We start from the raw sequence: 17887 nt of genomic DNA on the forward strand, positions 1-17887 counted from the left end.
GATAGAAACTGGATAGAAAGCAGGTGATCACAATGAATGGACTGATGCGTTCCTTGTCGGAGGCGAAGTGGCGTTTCGCCGTACCGATTTTGTTGGTGTTGTTCTGGGAAGCATTTTCCCGTTCGGGGGCGATTCCTGCTTCCTTGCTGCCGGCGCCGTCGCGCGTGTTTGCGACCTGGATGGACTGGATCTTCGGCTATAGCGAAGCGGCGCAGGACAGCAGTGGCCGTTGGATCTTCGACGCCATGGCCAGCTGCATGCGGGTCACGGCCGGTTATCTGATTGCTGCGATTTCCGGCATTGCGCTGGGGGTGGCGATCGGCTGGTGGCGCTGGGTGGAGCGCGCCATCGAACCGACGGTGCAGATGCTGCGGCCGATTCCGCCGGTGTCGTGGATTCCGCTGGCGATCATCTGGTTCGGCATCGCCAACAAGCCGGCGATCTTCCTGGTGTTTCTCGGCGCGTTCTTTCCTATCCTGATGAACACCGTGCACGGCGTCAAAACCTCCGACCGCAATCTGTTGCGCGCGGCGGCGATGGCCGGCGCCAATCAGAGCCAGTTGTTGCGTTTCGTGATCTTGCCTGCGGCGATGCCAAGCATCTTCGCTGGTTTGCGCATCGGTATCGGTAGCGCCTGGATGCTGACCGTGACGGCAGAAATGGTGGCGGTCAAGAGCGGTCTCGGCTATGCGCTGTGGGATTCGTACTACTTCCTGCGCTATGACCTGGTGATCGCGGCCATGATCAGCATCGGCTTGCTCGGCTATCTGGCTGACCTGATCCTGAAACTGATCATGAATTCGGTACTGCGCTGGCAACATGTGGCGACAGTACAGGGCAAAGCGTAAGGAGAACAACATGGCATTCATCGAACTCAACAATATCGTCAAAGTCTTCAAGGACAAAAACCGCAAGGATAAGAATAACGGCGGGGACATGCTCGCCATCGACAACGTCACGCTGAGCCTGGAGAAGAAGGAATTCCTTTGCCTGCTCGGCCCGTCCGGTTGCGGCAAGTCGACGCTGCTGAACATGATCGCCGGTTTTGAGCATCCGACTTCCGGCAGCGTTACTGTCGCCGGCAAGCCGATCACCGGCCCCGGCGCCGATCGCGGCATGGTGTTTCAACAGGCCAACCTGATGCCGTGGCTACCGGTGTGGGACAACATCGCGTTCTCGCTCAAGCTGCAAGGCAAGAGCGCTGCTGAACGCCGCGCTGCAGCCCAGCCTTTCATCGAAACAGTCAAGCTCAAGGGTTTCGAAAATCACTTCCCGGCAGAACTGTCGGGCGGCATGGCGCAGCGCGTCGGCATCGCCCGCGCGCTGTTGCAGAATCCATCGGTGATCCTCATGGACGAACCGTTTGCGGCACTCGATGCGCAGACCAAGATGGAAATGCAGGAAGAGCTGGTCACGCTGTGGCAGCGTTATGAGAGTACGATTGTGTTCGTCACGCACAGCGTAGATGAAGCGCTGGTGCTGGCGACCAAGGTTGCCGTCATGACGCATCGCCCGGGCCGTATCCGCGATCTGATCGACATCGACCTAGAGCGGCCGCGCGACACCACGACCGCCGAATTCAACCAATACAAACGCCATGTGCTGAGCCTGATCCGCGAAGAATCTGCGCTCGCTCATGCCGATGCAGCAGCCCATGCCACTAAGCTGGCTGCTTAGACCTAACAAGGAAACCATCATGACTCAACGTACTCTGCTCGGCATGCTTACACCGTCCTCAAACACCACGCTGGAGCCGGTCACCACAGCGATGATCGGGGATATCCCGGAAGCCAGCGCCCACTTCGGCCGCTTTCGCGTGACCGAAATCGCCTTGTCGAACCAGGCGCTGGCGCAATTCGACGATAGCGAAATCCTGCGCGCGGCTGAACTGCTTTCCCACGCCAAGGTGCAAAGCATAGGCTGGAACGGCACGTCGTCGGGCTGGCTCGGCTTCGACGCCGACGAGCGCCTGTGCCGCCGCATCACCGAAGCGACCGGCATTCCGGCATGCACGTCGGTGCTGGCGCTGAATGAAATTTTCGACATCACCGGCGTCAAGCGCTTCGGCCTTGTGACACCTTACCTCGATGATGTACAGGCGGCGATCATCAAGAACTACGCCGCATCGGGCATGGAATGTATCGCCGAACGCCATCTGCGCAAACAAGACAATTTTTCGTTCTCCGAAGTTGGTGCCGACGAGTTGCGCGCCATGGTGCGCGAAGTCGCCAAGGAAAAGCCGCAAGCCATCACCATCTTCTGCACCAACCTGCGCGGTGCGCCGCTGGTGGAAGAGCTGGAGCGCGAAGTCGGCATTCCCATCTATGACACCATTTCTACCGTGGTGTGGAAGTCGCTTAAGCAGGCGGGAGTGGATCCGTCACGCATTCGAAATTGGGGCAGCCTGTTCCGTGAAGTTCAATAAATCCGGAGCCGCATATGGAAGACTTTGATCTGGTAATCCGCAACGGCACTGTCGCCACCGCGTCCGACATCATGCAATGCGATGTCGGCGTCGTCGGCGGCAAGGTCGTGGCCCTGGGGCGCAATCTCGCGCCTGGAAGAAAAGAAATCGATGCCGCCGGCAAGCTGGTCTTGCCGGGTGGCGTCGACAGCCATTGCCATCTCGATCAGCCGATGGAAGAGGGGCTGGAGATGGCCGACGATTTTCGCAGCGGCACGATCTCGGCAGCATGCGGCGGTACCACCACGGTGATTCCGTTTGCGGCGCAAGCCAAGGGACAATCGCTGCGCGCCGCAGTGGAGGACTACCATCGCCGCGCCGAAGGCAAGGCGGTGATTGACTACGCCTTTCACATGATCGTCAGCGACCCGACCGAAAAGGTCTTGAAGGAAGAGCTGCCGCAGTTGATCAGCGAAGGCTATACCTCATTCAAGATCTACATGACCTACGACGATCTGAAGCTCAATGATCGCCAGATCATCGACGTGCTGGCCATCGCGCGACGCGAAGGTGCGATGGTGATGATTCATGCAGAAAACGCCGATTGCATTGCATGGCTCACAGAGCAACTGGAAGACGCCGGATTGACGGCGCCGAAGTACCACGCCAACTCACGGCCGATGCTGGTCGAGCGCGAAGCAACGCATCGCGCCATCGCACTGTCCGAACTGGTTGACGTACCGATCCTGATCGTGCACGTATCGGGTAAGGAAGCTATCGAGCAAATCCGCTGGGCGCATGGTCATGGCCTGCGCATTTATGCCGAGACGTGCCCGCAGTATTTCATGCTGACTGAAGACGACCTCGATCAGGAGGGCTATCACGGCGCCAAATGCATCTGCAGCCCGCCGCCGCGCGACAAGGAAAATCAGCAACACATCTGGGACGGTTTGGCCAACGGCTTGTTCACGGTGTTTTCGTCGGACCATGCGCCGTTTCGTTACGCTGATCCGAAGGGCAAAATGCCGGGCGGGAAGGAAGTGCCGTTCCGTTATATTCCCAACGGCACGCCGGGTTTGGAGACACGTCTGCCACTGCTGTTTTCAGAAGGCGTCGGCAAAGGCCGCATCGATCTCAACCGTTTCGTGGCACTGACGGCGACCGATCCGGCCAAGATGTATGGGCTGTATCCGCAGAAGGGCACCATCGCCATCGGCGGCGACGCCGACATCGCAATCTGGGACCCGCACAAGGAAGTCTTGATCGCCAACGATAACCTGCATCACAACGTCGACTACACGCCGTATGAAGGCGTCACGGTTACCGGCTGGCCGACGATCACGCTCTCGCGCGGTGAAGTCGTGTACGACGGCAAGGAGCCGCAGGGCGCCATCGGTCGTGGCGAATTCCTGAAATGCGGTCTGCCTGATCCGGCGCGTCCGCGGAAACGTTGACCGGGCTCTTCAGGTGCTCTTGCTCGTAAACGATAAGCACTCTCAATACAGTAAATTTTCAATGTTACGGTCACACTTCTGCGCATGTGGAAGTGTGATTGCAGCATCTCATTGTGGTTATTCACCCACGTATTTAAAAATCTCCGACTCGCGTTCGATTTCTGATTGCTCGCGCCGGAGGCATGGTGCTAGCATCACGCCGGACGTTGTCTTCCGATGGCAGCGTCAGATTCTTAAAGACGGGGTAACACATGAAAAAACAACTCATGATCGCAACCATGGCCGTCCATGGATTGCTGGGGATGCAGTCGGCACATGCTGCCGGTGCAATGAATGTCGATGACGCGCAAGTGCTCGGCGCAAACAAATGTCAGTTGGAAACCTGGGGTAAATTCAATCGTGACGGTACCGAGCGCTGGCTCAATCCGTCGTGCAACCTCACCGGCAATCTCGAGATTTCGTGGGGCAATTCGTGGCAGCGCGATGCCAACGGCATGTATCTCTCAAATAGCCAGCTCCAGGGTAAAACCGTATTCAAGGAAATGTCGGCCAACAGTTATGGCATCGGCATGCTTGGCGGTGTAGTGCGGCAGACCGATAGTGGCGACGACAACAATGGCGCGCGTCAACGTTCGTGGAATTATTATTCAAAACTGTTGACCTCGTTCTCCTTCAAGGACGACGCGGTGCTGTTGCATACGAATGTCGGTTTCAACCGCAAGGGTAAAGAGCAGACCACGCGTCTGACCTGGGGTCTGGGCAACGAGACGCGGCTGATGGATCGACTGTCGTTCATCGGTGAGGTCTTTGGCGAGAACAAGGGCAAGCCCGGCTATCAGGCCGGTATCCGCGCCACGCTGGTGCCAGAACATGTCGAGATGGATCTGACCTACGGCAATACTTTCGGGCGCGAGACGCAAGGCCGCTATGTGGTTCTGGGTCTGCGTTTCATTACGCCTGAGCTGCGTCGCTGATTGTTTGCGCAATCAACCCCGTTGATTCTGTAACTCACATCAAACTCATCAAGCTCGTCAATCCGGCTTGCCGGATTGACATTGTTTTCTGACAATTCCTCTTGTCGTGGTAAATTACGTCCTGCGCTTGCAGCAACACGCAAGAGCAGCTAACAAAACTTTCGCAGTTTTTCCCGTTTGCGATTTCTTCATTGCGCATCCGCGGTTCCACCCGACGGACTTCGCGCTGTTTTGTTAGCTGTTCTTCAGCATGCGTAATTTCTTCACTACTCAATAGGTACCTTCGTTGGAAAACATCTTACTGATCGTCGCGGCCCTCTTTTTGGTCGCGCTGAACGGTTTTTTCGTCGCAGCAGAATTCGGTCTGGTCAAATTGCGCCAGACTCGCATCAGAGCCATCGTCAAGACGCAAGGTTTGCGCGGACGTATCCTGGCCACTGTCCACAATCAACTTGACGCGTATCTGTCGGCTTGCCAGCTGGGTATCACGCTGGCGTCGCTGGGTCTCGGCTGGATCGGCGAGCCGGCCTTTGCCAGCCTGCTGGAGCCGCTGTTCGCAGTCCTTGGCGTCAGCTCGCCGGAGTTGATCCACGGCGTGTCGTTCGTCTTCGCCTTCGTCATCATTTCTTTCCTGCATATCGTCGTCGGCGAACTCGCGCCGAAGTCCATGGCTATTCGCAATCCGGAGCGCATTGGTCTGTGGTGTGCGATGCCGCTGTACGGTTTCTACTGGACGATGTATCCGGCCATCTGGCTGCTCAACCTGAGCGCCAACTGGGTGCTGCGTATTTCAGGACTGGGCGGTGCGCACGGTCACGATTCGCACTACTCGTCGGACGAACTAAAACTCATCCTGCGTGGTGGTGGCAAGACCGCAGGCAAGTTCACGCGCGATGAGTGGAACGTTCTGGCGCAGTCGCTGGATTTCGGCGATCTGAAAGTCATGGACCTGATGCGTCCCGCCAATGAAATCATTGCCTTGAGTGCTGCCAATACGCAGCAAGAAAATCTGGAAATCATCTATCGCAATCGGTTCAGCCGCTATCCCTACTTTGATGAAGAGCGTCAGGAGGTGCTGGGACTGTTGCACCTGAAGGACGTCTTCATTGCGCAGCAGGACGGCAAGGCGGTTTCTGACTTGCGCTTGTATCTGCGTCCGGTGCAATACATCTCGCCGAGTTTGTCGGCGCAAGAACTGCTGCGTCGTTTCCGCACCGGTTCCCCGCACTTCGCGATCATTGGACGCAAGGGACAGCCGGCGCTGGGCTTCATCACCCTGGATAATTTGCTGAGCGTGCTGGTGGGTGAGATTCGCGATGAGTTTCGTCATACCAACAACGAGTGGACACGTCAGGATGACGGTACTCTGCTGGGCAAAGGCAGCCTGCCGATCGTCACGCTGGAACATATGCTGGGCATCGATTTTGAGTACGACGAGAGCGTCGACTCAGTGGGTGGTCTGGTGATGGAGAAGCTGGGTGAGGTGCCTAAAGAAGGGCAGAAGGTGGAGTTTCCGGCGTTTGACATCGTGGTGGTGAAGATGAAGGGGCCTAAGATTGTGTTGGTGAAAGTTTTTCCCAAGATGGTGGACGGGGAGTGGGTTGGGGAATCGGAGGGATAAGTTTGGTTTTGTATTTTTTCCCGACTTACTTTATCTTCAACTGAATCTTTTCTTTCTTCGGACGAATCAAAGCCGAAACAAAACAAAGAGACCATAGAAAAAGCCGCCATAAAGGCGGCTTTTCTCCATCCCAAGCGACCAGCGCCCGCAATGCTTACTGCATAAACCAACCATGGCTAACCACCACCGATTGACCGGTCAATGCATTCGTCGGGAACGCCGCCAGGAACACTGCCGTCTGCGCCACATCCGCAGTCGTCGTGAACTCACCGTCAACCGTATCCTTCAACATCACCTTCTTGATCACATCTTCTTCGCTGATGTTCAATTCCTTGGCTTGTTCAGGAATCTGCTTCTCCACCAGCGGTGTACGCACAAAGCCCGGACAGATCACGTTGGAGCGGATCTTGTCCTTCGCGCCTTCCTTGGCGACGACCTTGGCCAGACCGATCAGGCCGTGCTTGGCAGTGACGTAAGGTGCCTTCAGCGGAGAGGCCTCGTGCGAGTGCACTGAACCCATATAGATGATCGAGCCGCCGTTGCCGGCCTTGATCATCGCACGCATCGCTGCGCGGGTGGTCAGGTAGGCACCGTCGAGATGGATTGCCAGCATCTTGCGCCAGTTTTCCAGCGTGCTGTCGACGATCGGAGCGATGATCTGAATGCCTGCGTTGCTGATCAGGATGTCGAGCTTGCCGTAGGCGGCCACTGCATCGGCAATACCCTTGTCGACCTGCGCTTCGTCGACCACGTTCATGGCGACGGCCATGGCGGTACCGCCGCTCTTGTTGATTTCTTCTGCAGCGGCTTTGGCGGCGTCGAGCGCCAGATCGGCGATGACGACCTTGGCGCCTGCCTTGGCGTATTCGATGGCGATTTCCTTGCCGATACCGCTGGCTGCGCCTGTGATCAGGGCGACTTTATCTTTGAGTTGCATGACGTTCCTTTATTTAGCAAGATAATCAAAAGCGACCGTGCCCAGAGGCAAGGTCAGGTCAGACAAAATATGTACAGCCGATATGATTTCCAGTACGGGCAGGTCGGCGATCGGCGCCAGCGCATGCGGATGCAGATCCAGCGCGCCGGGACCGGTCCAGGCGCCCTTGATGGTGATGTCGGACAGACTGTACTGTACCAGTTCGCAGATACGCGGTGTGCCGTCGACGTGGGGAATGATTTTCAGCAGATAACTCGGTGAGCCCAGCGTCTTGGCCACAGCCTCGTGATCCAGCGCACGATGCTTGAATCCCATCGTGCCGGTGGCGATGCGAAAGTCGCTGTAATCGAGCGTGCCGACCAAGGTATCTGTGTGGACACGCAACTCCGGCGTGCCGAGTTTTTTTGGAAAGCCCCATAGCTCACGGCCACCGGCAATCGGTGGATGATCGTTGAGATACATGCTGTGCACATAGCCGCCGGCGACGCCGTTGAGCGTAACCGGGATCACCTGGCCTGATTCGCAATAGTGGCCAAAGCCCGTCGAATCCGGCATGTTGATGAACTCGAACTTGACGATAGGTTCGACGAATTGCAGCGGGGCGGGAATGATTTTTTTGAGTGCTTCCGGATCGGTGCGATAAGTGATGATCAGAAATTCACGGTCGACGAATCGGTACGGACCCGGTGGAAATGCCGGGTTGTGAAGCGGCATGGCGAAAGCATTGCGACGGACTTCATCTTCAGTCATATCTTTGTCTTCCTTTTCTGTAAGCCGAAAAAATCGGTAGCTTCAGTTCGACGGGGGCGTTCGTTATAAAGTTCACATCATTTCCTTGCAAAACCCTGACAGCATCGGCGTTTGGGGTAAAGCTGCCCAACAGTGTTGCAGGCTTGCCATGCGAGGGTCATGTGTCATTTGCCTGAAACAATCGACAGTTACGCTCTGCATCGTTGTCAACTGAAAAAGGACGATGCATGAGACTGCTCACCACTCCAGCAGATGCTAACCAGAGTTTTTCCAAACTGTCACTGAGTCTCGCCAGCACGCCGGAAGAGGTGCGCGAAGTACAACGTCTGCGCTATAAAGTCTTCATCGAAGCAATGAACCTGTCCGCTCTGGCCAATGCCGAAGGTCTGGACAAGGATGAGTTCGATGACTATTGCGATCACCTGATCGTACGCGACAACAAAACATTGAGCGTGGTCGGTACCTACCGCGTCATGAGCCCGCATGCAGCACGCCGCATGGGCAAATTCTACTCGGAACAGGAATTCGACCTGAGCCGCCTCGACAATATTCGCAACGCCATCTGCGAAGCCGGCCGCGCCTGCATCCATCCGGATTATCGCAGTGGCGCCGTCATCATGTTGCTGTGGGCTGGCATTGCAGATTTCATGCGCAAGGAGCGTTGCGACTATCTGATGGGATGCGCCAGCGTCAGCCTGGCTGATGGCGGCCACAATGCCGCAGCGCTGTACCACGCCTTCCGCGAAAACAACATGGCGCCGCAAGAGTACAGCGTCACGCCGCATACGGCGTTTCCGATCGAGGAACGCGAAGCCGGCCATCAGCCGCAAGTGCCGCCGCTGTTGCGTGGCTACCTGCGCAGTGGCGCATGGGTGTGCGGTGAACCGGCCTGGGATCCTGACTTCCACTCGGCGGATTTTTTCCTGCTGCTACCGCTGGCCAAGCTCGACGGCCGGTATGCCAAACACTACCTGAAAGAAACGAGACCCGTATGAAACCACGCGATCAGTTTCTGGATGACGATGGTGTAGAAGCCTCTCTGGGAATGAAACGCGATCCCCTCCGTTTCAGAACAATCTGGATCTCCGATGTGCACCTTGGCACGACGGGGTGCCAGGCGCAACGACTCCTTGAGTTCTTGCGTGCGACCGAATCGGAGACCCTCTATCTGGTGGGCGACATCATCGACGGCTGGCAGCTGAAGCGTCGCTGGTATTGGGAACAAAGCCACAACAACGTGGTACAGACGGTGCTCAAGAAAGCCAAGAAGGGCACCAATGTTATTTTTGTGCCGGGCAACCACGACGAAGTCGTCCGTCAGTTCATCGACCTCGACTTCGGCGGCATCAAGATCCGCGACGAACTGGTCCACACAACGGCCAACGGCAAGCGCATGCTGGTGATTCACGGCGACCGTTTCGACGGCGTCATTGCCTGCGCCAAGTGGTTGGCCTATGTCGGCGACAACCTCTACACCATGATCCTCAAGTTCAACCAGTGGTTCAACAGCTGGCGCGCGCGTGCAGGATTACCTTACTGGTCGCTGTCGCAATACCTCAAGGGCAAGGTCAAGAACGCGGTCAACTACATCACTTCGTTTGAAGATGCACTGGCCGCCGAAGCGCACAAAAAGGGTCTCGACGGCGTGATCTGCGGGCACATCCATAAACCGGAAATCCGCGACATCAACGGTATCAAGTATTGCAATGACGGCGATTGGGTCGAAAGCCTGTCGGCCCTGGTTGAAGATCCTTCCGGCGAATTGCGCCTGGTAACCTGGGGCGAGATCATGCAGTTGAAGAAGAGTTCCAAATTAGCCGGAGTAGAAGATTTATGCGCATTGCCATCGTAAGCGACGCGGGCGAGCCCCAAGTCAATGGCGTAGTCAACACCCTGCGGGCGACGTCCACTTGCCTGCGAAACAAAGGTCACGAAGTACTCATGCTGGCGCCGCGCGATTTCCGCACGTTTGCCTGCCCGACTTACCCCGAAATACGGCTGGCCTACAAGCCGTATGCCAAAATCGCCGCCGCGCTGGATGCATTTAAACCCGACTGCATCCACATCTCCACTGAAGGTCCGATGGGCCTCGCAGCGCGCCGCTACTGCCTCAGAAACAAGCTGGATTTCACGACGGCGTATCACACACGCTTTCCGGAGTATCTGAGCGCGCGCAAGCTTTTACCCAAGGCGCTGACGTATCGCCTGATGCGTTGGTTCCATGGGCCGTCCAAGGCCATCATGGTGCCGACGCCGAAGATGAAGGACGCGCTTGAGCTGCATGGCTTCCGCAACGTAGCGTTGTGGGGCCGCGGCGTCGATACCGAGCACTTTAAACCGGCGGCGGAAGATCACGCCTGCATCGTGCGCCCACTGTTCCTCTACGTCGGTCGCGTGGCGGTGGAAAAGAATATTGAAGCCTTCCTCAAGCTCGATCTGCCCGGTTCCAAATGGGTGATTGGCGACGGGCCGCAACGCGAAGAGTTGGAACAGCGCTATCCGCACGTTCGCTTCCTCGGCGCCAAAGGCCACGACGAATTGCCGGCGTATTACAACTGCGCCGACGTATTCGTCTTTCCCAGTCGTACCGATACCTTCGGGCTGGTGTTGGCGGAAGCGATGGCATGCGGCGTGCCCGTCGCAGCTTATCCTGTGGAAGGGCCGATTGATGTCGTCGCCAATGGCTTCTCGGGCGCCTTGCACGAGGATCTCGATGTCGCCTGCATGGACGCGCTGCATTTGTCGCGTGACGACGTGCGCGCGCATGCGATGAGCTATTCGTGGGAGGCGGCAACACAACAGTTCCTGCAGCATCTCCACTACGCACGTAACGCCGCACCGGCTGCGCTGCCGGATGTAGTGGATGCCTGACCATTGTGAGCCGCCTTGTGCGGCTCGCGGTCGTTATTCTTGGCCGTAACGCTTTAATTTAACGTTCAACGCCAACGGTTAAACGATATTGCAGGAGAAAACTTTCCTGTCGGCAGGGTTACTCCAAGACTACGGATGTGTGCAATCTCATCCGCCGTTCACCACCGCTTTTCCCTCGCTGTTCTTTCTTGCTAATCCGGACACCCTCTGTCTATCGCTATCGGTACGATTCTTGCATTCTTTACAATGGCATAGATTTAGTTGCAATTAAACCAATCAGGTATAAAACGTAACGATAGTCTGCTGCTTGCCGGGCAGATGTCGTGCGCCTTATGTCGCTGCGGTGCCTTGGTGAAATCAAAAGGGGGAATAGAATGAAAAATCTGTTTGCAAGCCTGCAGTTGTGGAAGAAATTTGCATTGCTGGGTGTAATCGGTTTGGCCTTGTTCGGTGTTCCGACCGCACTCTATTTGATCAGCGCAGAAGGCATCATCGCGCACAAGCAGTTGGAAATAAAAGGCGTCAATCCTGCACGGGCTTTACTACGCACAATGCAACTGATGCAGCAGCATCGTGGCATGTCAGCCATTCTGATCGGCGGCAATACCGGTGTAGGACCTCAGCGCCAGGCCAAGGCACAAGAGGTTGATAAAGCCTTCCAGAATTTGTCTGAAGAATTGAAGAAGAACGGTGTTCACAATCCGGCCATCGAAAAAGATCTGGCGACGGTGCAGAGCACTTGGAACGGCTTGCGTGATGGTATCAACGGCGGTCAGGTGACCGGGCCGCAGAGCTTCACTACGCACAGTGACGAGATCACCAGGCTCTTTGAAATCAATGATCTGATACTCGACGATTTCAAGCTCAGCCTCGACGCTGATCTTGATAGTTCAAAGCTCATCATCGGCGCCTTCGTTGCCTTTCCTTTGTTGACGGAAGAGCTCGGGAAAATGCGCGCACGCGGTTCGGCATTATTGGCCAAAAAAACGGCAACGCAGGAAGACAAGTTGGGCATTATTCGTCCGAGTCAGCGCGGACAAGAGCGGTTGAAACAAGCCGACAAACTTTTTCAGCAAGCCTTTGCGCTCAACGTTTCACTGAAGGATAGTCTGGGTGGCACCGTCGACAACGCCCGCAAGCTGGCTGTGAGCGCCATCGCCCTGGCCGACGAAAAAGTGCTCAAGCCGGAGACACTGGATTTTCCACCGCAAGAATATTTCGCCAAATTTACCGAAGCCATCGACGCGCAATTCAAGGTGGTCGATGTCGTCATCGTCAATCTTGAGAGTACGCTGGGTCAGCAGACCGCTCAGTTGCGCCGGAGCGAAATCTGGGTGTTGGGAAGTATCAGCGCGCTGGCCTTGTTCGCTGCGTGGATCGGTACCATGCTGTCGCGCTCTATTACCGTGCCTATCTCCGAGTCGGTGAGCATGGCGCAGCGTGTTGCTTCCTGTGATCTGACATCGCGTGCAGTCGTCGTCGGCAGTGACGAGTCGGCGCAATTGCTGCACGCCCTTAACGACATGACTGGCAGTCTGGTGAACATTGTCGGAGATGTGCGCACCAGTATCGATGTGATTCATGTGGCGTCCAAAGAGATCGCCATGGGCAATGCTGATTTGTCCAACCGCACCGAGTCGCAGGCATCCAGTCTGGAAGAGACTGCCAGTTCAATGGAAGAGCTGACGTCCACCGTGCGTCAAAATGCGGACAATGCGCGCCAGGCGAATTCACTGGTGACTTCCGCATCCGTGCTGGCCGTCAAGGGTGGCGAGGTCGTCGGGAGTGTCGTGCAAACCATGGGATCGATCAAAGAAAGCTCAAGCAAGATCGTTGAAATCATCAGCGTCATCGACGGCATCGCATTTCAGACCAATATCCTTGCATTGAATGCGGCAGTTGAGGCGGCGCGAGCTGGTGAGCAGGGACGTGGGTTTGCCGTCGTCGCCAGCGAAGTGCGCAGCCTGGCGCAACGTTCCGCTTCTGCCGCCAAAGAGATCAAGCAGCTCATCAGTGACTCGGTGGGCAAGGTCGATGCTGGCGGCCGACTGGTCGACGAAGCAGGTGCGACCATGAGCGAGATCGTGACTTCGGTCAAACATGTCGCCGACATCATGGGTGAAATTACTGCCGCCAGCCAGGAGCAGAGTGTCGGGATTGAAGAGGTTAATCGCGCCATCACGCAGATGGATGAAATCACACAGCAGAATGCTGCTTTGGTCGAGCAGGCTGCCGCCGCTGCGGAAAGTCTTCAGGAACAGGCTGACATTCTTGCGCAGGCTGTCAGCGTGTTCAAGATCACACCGGCGGAAGGATCTGCCGCAGCGTCCCGCATGTCGCTACCGCCATCCGGATCTTCACCGGCAGTAAAGCGATTGGCAGTGACCAGTAAGCCCGCATCGACACCGGCAAAAAAATCTGCTTCACCGATGTTGAAAAGCTTACCAAAACCCGCCTCAACATCTGCTAAAAAATCTGTGGAAGCAGGCGGCAACGCGAATGAATGGGAGGAGTTTTAAGCCTTCTTCAGTACTCTTCACTCTCTGCACCAATTCAGCCGGTATTGCAATGAATGATGTTGTTTTGTTATTCATTGCATCCATCAATCGAGCTGTGGAAGGGCTTTTTAGGTAATTATGCGAAAAAGGTATAGTTGCATGCGCACAAAGCATTAGCTTACTTTTGAGCCGTTATCTAAGATGCCGCCACGGGTCATCATTGATTGAGATGGTCAAGTGGACTTTGTCGCGAACAGTTGCACGGTCGGGTAATGTCCACCATTTCCATCCATCCCCAAAAGAGACGTAGGCGCATCGGCGCTGCGTCTTTTTTCATTTCTTCAATCGATTTTAATTGCCCTGCAACAAGAAAAATAAGTGCGGAACACGTACAATCAAGCGTAGATAAGCAGGCACGAATCCTGCTGGGAATGACGTGAATGTAATTCCGGATTGTTCACCGGCGATGTGAACAATCTGGCAAGTTGCACCTTCAGGGACGGCAGTTTTTTATCAGGGGAAGTTGAGTGGTTATGATCTCGAATATCAAAATTGGAGCACGTCTCGCACTGGGATTTTGTCTCGTCTTGTTTTGCGCAGCAGCGATTTTGTTCAATGGCCTCTGGCGCATGAGCGAAATGGAGAGCAGCAGCGAGTACATCATCAATCAGAAAGTTGCCAGCATGACCGCGGCAATGAACATGCGGGAATCCGGCAGTGCACTGGCACTCGCGTTGCGCAAGGTTGTCACCCCGACTGATGCCGCCGAAGGCCAGCAAGAAAACCAGCGCCTGGCGAAGATTCTGCAGGCCTATGCCGGCTATGAAGGACAGCTCACCAAGCTGACGTCAACCGAAAAGGGCAAGGCCTTGCTCGCATCTTCCGCGTCCGAGCGGAAGGTACTGTTTCCCATCGTTGAAAAGATTCGCGAGATGGTCGGCGGCGGTAACTACTTCGACGCCGCGCAATTGCTCAAAAGCGATTTCCTGCCATCGTATGAAAAGTGGATGGCCAGCGTCGGCGCTTTGGCCAGCTATCAGCAGGACGACATGTCGACTGCTTATATTGCCTTTCAGTCAAGCTATCACACGGGCCAGATCAGCATGGTCATCATCGGTATCGTGACACTGGTGCTGGGCGCATTCTTCACCTGGTCGATTACCCGCACCATTACTGCACCATTGCAACGCGCCGGCCGAATCACCGAGACCATCGCCAGCGGTGATCTCACCACAATAGTGGAAGAAAAGAGTCATGACGAGGCCGGTCAACTGGTGCATTCGCTCAATGCAATGCAAACCAAGCTGGCATCGACCGTCAACGAAATCAAGCAAAGCGCCGCCATCATTGCAGTCGCCTCGCAAGAGATCGCCACCGGTAATGCCGACTTGTCCCATCGTACTGAGTCGCAGGCTTCGAGCCTGGAAGAAACTGCCAGCTCGATGGAGCAACTGACCTCGACGGTGAAACAGAATGCCGAGAACGCGCATCAGGCCAACCAGCTCGTCATGTCAGCCTCCGACTATGCGGTCAAGGGCGGCAAGGTGGTCGGCGATGTGGTGGCAACCATGGGTTCCATCAAGGCCAGCTCCAGCAAGATCGTCGACATCATCGGCGTGATTGACGGTATTGCCTTCCAGACCAATATTCTTGCGCTCAATGCTGCCGTGGAAGCAGCACGTGCAGGCGAGCAAGGCCGTGGCTTTGCAGTGGTTGCATCCGAAGTACGCAGCCTGGCGCAGCGTTCGGCCAGCGCCGCCAAGGAAATCAAGATCCTTATCGGCGACTCCGTCAGCAAGGTCGACGCGGGCGGCAAACTGGTCGATGAAGCCGGTGTGACCATGAGCGAGATCGTGACGTCGGTCAAGCACGTCGCCGACATCATGGGTGAGATCACCGCTGCCAGCAAGGAGCAAAGCGCCGGTATTGCAGAAGTCAATGGCGCCATTGCGCAGATCGACGAGATCACTCAGCAGAATGCCGCCCTGGTGGAGCAGGCCGCTGCTGCCGCTGAAAGTTTGCAAGAGCAGGCCGATTTGCTGGCGCGTGCAGTCGCCGTATTCAAAGTTGATGCCGCCGTCATGGCATCGCAAGGTGCGCCGCTGTCGGTTGTGCCGTCGATGCTGAAGACGGTCAATCCTCCGCTCGAGTTGCAAGCCGAACCTGCTGCCAAACCAGTTGCCTCGATTGCTGCGCGCAAGAAGGTTTCAGCAGTAGCACCGAAAAAGCCGGTTGCGGCACAAGATGAAGGCAGCTGGGAAGAATTCTGACATGCCTCGCGCCTGCGTGACGTCAAGTAACGACGGTAACGACGAGGTCACAATCCCGATTTAATCTGCATCTGTCGCAATGATGCAGACAAAGCCCGCAGGCCTTCTGGTCTGCGGGCTTTTTAACAAGATGTCCGACAATATCCTGTGGGAAATATGGTCGCAAGGCATCAGTAGTACATCAGCAACGCATTGGCAATACAGCCGCAGCACCTCTGCAATTCAGCAGCAACATACAAGCAACAATTTTCATCAAAGGTAGGAATATGTTTTTTTCGACACTGCGAATGCGCCTGATCGCGTTGTGCGTATCGGTTGTTGTGCTGGCGATGCTCGCCATCATTGCCGCCAATTTTTTGACCAGCAAGTCACGTATGCTGGACTCGCTCGATAGCCAGACACGCCAGCTTTCGGACAGTCATGCTGCGACGATTGCAGAGTGGGTGGCGTCGAAAAAATCGGTCGTCACTTCCATCAAGCAAGCTGCCGATGCAGCCGAGCCGCTGCCTTTCGTCAAAGCGGCGGAGCAAGCCGGCGGCTTTGACCTTGCTTACATCGGTTATGCCGACAAGCACACGGTTTTTTCCCAGGAACGTACGCGTGCGCCGGATTATGATCCGACCAAGCGTTCCTGGTACACGCTGGCGTCGCAGGTGGCAGGTCCGGTCGTGACTTCGCCTTATACCAGCGCCAGTACCGGCAGGCTGCTGGTGACCTTTGCCGAGGGTATAGGCGAGAAGGGACAGATCAAGGCAGTCGCGGCGGCAGACGTGTTGCTCGACACGGTTGTACGGACCATCGTCGCGATCAAGCCGACACCGGCAAGCTATGCCTTTCTGGTCGACAGCAAGGGCAAGATCATCGCGCATCCCGACACCAAACTGACTCTCAAACCGATCGCCGATCTCGACAAGGATTTGTCGGTGCAGACGCTGGCAGAAGTCGAGAGTACGCGTCAAAGCAAGCAAGTTCGCCTGAATGATCGCGACGGCATGCTCTATGTCGCGAAAGTCGCGGGCACCGACTGGCTGTTGGTGGTGGTGCTGGATCGCGCTGATGCAACTTCTCCACTCAAGGTAATGCTGGGCACCTCGGCCGTCACGGCATTGGTGGTGACGGTACTGGTCTGTCTGCTGCTGAGCGTGCTGATTGCCAAGGCATTACAGCGTCTGGCTTTGGTGCGCAATGCCTTGGGTGAAATTGCGGTCGGCGACGGCGATCTGACACGTCGCCTGGACGCAACCGGGAAGGATGAACTGGCGCAGATCGGCCTGGCATTCAATCAGTTCATCGACAAAATTTCGGCAGCCTTGCTTGATATTCGCAGGGCTAGCGATACGATCAAGGAGGCTTCGCGCGAGATCGCCGACGGTAACAGTGACTTGTCTGCACGCACCGAAGCGCAGGCGGGCTCGCTGGAAGAAACCGCATCGGCCATGGAAGAGCTGACCGCCGGCGTCAAGAACAACGCCGACAATGCGCATGAAGCCAATCTGCTGGTCGCCTCTGCATCTGACGTCGCGGCCCGCGGTGGCGACATGGTGGGGCAGGTGGTCGACACGATGGGCGCCATCAATGAGTCATCCAAGAAGATTGTCGACATCATCAGCGTGATTGACGGCATCGCTTTTCAGACCAACATCCTCGCACTTAACGCTGCCGTGGAAGCCGCACGCGCCGGTGAGCAAGGCCGAGGCTTCGCCGTAGTGGCTTCTGAAGTACGCAGCCTGGCGCAGCGTTCCGCCACTGCCGCGAAAGAAATCAAAGTGCTCATTGGCGACTCCGTGCAGCAGGTGGAACGGGGTAGTGATTTGGTGGCGCAGGCCGGTGCGACGATTCGTGAAGTGGTCGACAGCGTCAAGCGCGTGACCGAAGTCGTGGCCGAAATCAGCGCTGCCAGCCGCGAGCAAAGCCAGGGCATCAACCAGACCAATCAAGCGATTGCGCAAATGGATGAAACCACGCAGCAAAACGCCGCGCTGGTGGAGCAAGCTGCTGCAGGCGCGCAATCCTTGCAGGAGCAGGCGATCCGTCTGGCCGGCGCGGTGAGTTCGTTCAAGCTTAGCTGATGCTGCATGGATGGCGGCATTGATGGCCGTGCCAACCAC

The 17887-nt window shown here is 56.3% G+C and carries 14 protein-coding genes; 12 read left to right on the plus strand and 2 right to left on the minus strand.

Translation table 11 applies throughout. From position 1 onward, the window contains the following. Window positions 1-32 precede the first annotated feature (32 nt). The 6 genes from PQR63_RS09545 to PQR63_RS09570 all read left to right on the plus strand — a co-directional run bounded on the left by PQR63_RS09545 (window position 33) and on the right by PQR63_RS09570 (window position 6453). The gene (locus PQR63_RS09545; protein WP_094562948.1) at window positions 33-848 is read left to right on the plus strand and encodes an ABC transporter permease; all 816 of its coding nucleotides are present in this window, start codon (window positions 33-35) and stop codon (window positions 846-848) included. A gap of 10 nt (window positions 849-858) precedes the next feature. Further along, complete coding sequence (locus PQR63_RS09550) at window positions 859-1677, plus strand: ABC transporter ATP-binding protein (RefSeq protein WP_408167618.1); 819 nt, start codon at window positions 859-861, stop codon at window positions 1675-1677. 19 nt (window positions 1678-1696) lie between these two features. Continuing rightward, complete coding sequence (locus PQR63_RS09555) at window positions 1697-2425, plus strand: maleate cis-trans isomerase family protein (RefSeq protein ID WP_408167619.1); 729 nt, start codon at window positions 1697-1699, stop codon at window positions 2423-2425. A gap of 14 nt (window positions 2426-2439) precedes the next feature. After that, window positions 2440-3858, plus strand: a complete 1419-nt coding sequence (gene hydA, locus PQR63_RS09560) for a dihydropyrimidinase (protein ID WP_408167620.1) — start codon at window positions 2440-2442, stop codon at window positions 3856-3858. A 251-nt stretch (window positions 3859-4109) separates the two neighbouring features. Next, window positions 4110-4832, plus strand: a complete 723-nt coding sequence (locus PQR63_RS09565; RefSeq protein ID WP_408167621.1) for a PA4824 family protein — start codon at window positions 4110-4112, stop codon at window positions 4830-4832. Between the two features lie 286 nt (window positions 4833-5118). After that, a complete protein-coding gene (locus PQR63_RS09570) occupies window positions 5119-6453 on the plus strand; it encodes a hemolysin family protein (protein WP_408167622.1) in 1335 nt (444 codons plus the stop codon). Window positions 6454-6607: 154 nt separating this feature from the next. Here the strand turns inward: PQR63_RS09570 and PQR63_RS09575 are convergent, their stop codons facing one another. Continuing rightward, entirely contained in the window at window positions 6608-7390 is a 783-nt protein-coding gene (locus PQR63_RS09575; protein WP_408167623.1) for a 3-hydroxybutyrate dehydrogenase, read from the minus strand. Between the two features lie 9 nt (window positions 7391-7399). Further along, window positions 7400-8140: an acetoacetate decarboxylase gene (locus PQR63_RS09580; RefSeq protein WP_408167624.1), complete on the minus strand. Its 741-nt coding sequence runs from the start codon at window positions 8138-8140 to the stop codon at window positions 7400-7402. A gap of 227 nt (window positions 8141-8367) precedes the next feature. Here PQR63_RS09580 and PQR63_RS09585 point away from each other — a divergent pair, with 227 nt between their 5' ends. The 6 genes from PQR63_RS09585 to PQR63_RS09610 all read left to right on the plus strand — a co-directional run bounded on the left by PQR63_RS09585 (window position 8368) and on the right by PQR63_RS09610 (window position 17848). Continuing rightward, window positions 8368-9135 (plus strand): GNAT family N-acetyltransferase, encoded by a 768-nt coding sequence (locus PQR63_RS09585; protein ID WP_408167625.1) that lies wholly within the window; start codon window positions 8368-8370, stop codon window positions 9133-9135. After that, the gene (locus PQR63_RS09590) at window positions 9132-9992 is read left to right on the plus strand and encodes a UDP-2,3-diacylglucosamine diphosphatase (RefSeq protein WP_408167626.1); all 861 of its coding nucleotides are present in this window, start codon (window positions 9132-9134) and stop codon (window positions 9990-9992) included. Before PQR63_RS09585 ends, PQR63_RS09590 begins: the two co-directional genes overlap by 4 nt. Next, window positions 9974-11011, plus strand: coding sequence for a glycosyltransferase family 4 protein (locus PQR63_RS09595; RefSeq protein WP_408167627.1), 1038 nt, complete (start codon window positions 9974-9976; stop codon window positions 11009-11011). The genes PQR63_RS09590 and PQR63_RS09595 overlap by 19 nt, the downstream gene beginning before the upstream one ends. A gap of 374 nt (window positions 11012-11385) precedes the next feature. Continuing rightward, on the plus strand, window positions 11386-13530 hold the full coding sequence (locus tag PQR63_RS09600; RefSeq protein WP_408167629.1) for a methyl-accepting chemotaxis protein: 2145 nt from the start codon (window positions 11386-11388) through the stop codon (window positions 13528-13530). A gap of 512 nt (window positions 13531-14042) precedes the next feature. After that, complete coding sequence (locus PQR63_RS09605) at window positions 14043-15779, plus strand: methyl-accepting chemotaxis protein (RefSeq protein ID WP_408167630.1); 1737 nt, start codon at window positions 14043-14045, stop codon at window positions 15777-15779. A gap of 266 nt (window positions 15780-16045) precedes the next feature. Then, window positions 16046-17848, plus strand: a complete 1803-nt coding sequence (locus PQR63_RS09610) for a methyl-accepting chemotaxis protein (protein ID WP_408167631.1) — start codon at window positions 16046-16048, stop codon at window positions 17846-17848. The last annotated feature ends 39 nt before the right edge of the window (window positions 17849-17887 follow it).

The sequence above is a fragment of the Herbaspirillum rhizosphaerae genome (assembly GCF_046025915.1).
Classification (GTDB): Bacteria; Pseudomonadota; Gammaproteobacteria; order Burkholderiales; family Burkholderiaceae_D; genus Herbaspirillum; species Herbaspirillum rhizosphaerae_A.

What these genes read in the sequence shown, in the direction of transcription:
- PQR63_RS09545 (WP_094562948.1), top strand. Translation starts at nt 33, where the DNA reads ATGAATGGACTGATGCGTTCCTTGTCGGAGGCGAAGTGGCGTTTCGCC.
- PQR63_RS09550 (WP_408167618.1), top strand. Translation starts at nt 859, where the DNA reads ATGGCATTCATCGAACTCAACAATATCGTCAAAGTCTTCAAGGACAAA.
- PQR63_RS09555 (WP_408167619.1), top strand. Translation starts at nt 1,697, where the DNA reads ATGACTCAACGTACTCTGCTCGGCATGCTTACACCGTCCTCAAACACC.
- hydA (WP_408167620.1), top strand. Translation starts at nt 2,440, where the DNA reads ATGGAAGACTTTGATCTGGTAATCCGCAACGGCACTGTCGCCACCGCG.
- PQR63_RS09565 (WP_408167621.1), top strand. Translation starts at nt 4,110, where the DNA reads ATGAAAAAACAACTCATGATCGCAACCATGGCCGTCCATGGATTGCTG.
- PQR63_RS09575 (WP_408167623.1), bottom strand. Translation starts at nt 7,390, where the DNA reads ATGCAACTCAAAGATAAAGTCGCCCTGATCACAGGCGCAGCCAGCGGT.
- PQR63_RS09580 (WP_408167624.1), bottom strand. Translation starts at nt 8,140, where the DNA reads ATGACTGAAGATGAAGTCCGTCGCAATGCTTTCGCCATGCCGCTTCAC.
- PQR63_RS09585 (WP_408167625.1), top strand. Translation starts at nt 8,368, where the DNA reads ATGAGACTGCTCACCACTCCAGCAGATGCTAACCAGAGTTTTTCCAAA.
- PQR63_RS09590 (WP_408167626.1), top strand. Translation starts at nt 9,132, where the DNA reads ATGAAACCACGCGATCAGTTTCTGGATGACGATGGTGTAGAAGCCTCT.
- PQR63_RS09595 (WP_408167627.1), top strand. Translation starts at nt 9,974, where the DNA reads ATGCGCATTGCCATCGTAAGCGACGCGGGCGAGCCCCAAGTCAATGGC.
- PQR63_RS09600 (WP_408167629.1), top strand. Translation starts at nt 11,386, where the DNA reads ATGAAAAATCTGTTTGCAAGCCTGCAGTTGTGGAAGAAATTTGCATTG.
- PQR63_RS09605 (WP_408167630.1), top strand. Translation starts at nt 14,043, where the DNA reads ATGATCTCGAATATCAAAATTGGAGCACGTCTCGCACTGGGATTTTGT.
- PQR63_RS09610 (WP_408167631.1), top strand. Translation starts at nt 16,046, where the DNA reads ATGTTTTTTTCGACACTGCGAATGCGCCTGATCGCGTTGTGCGTATCG.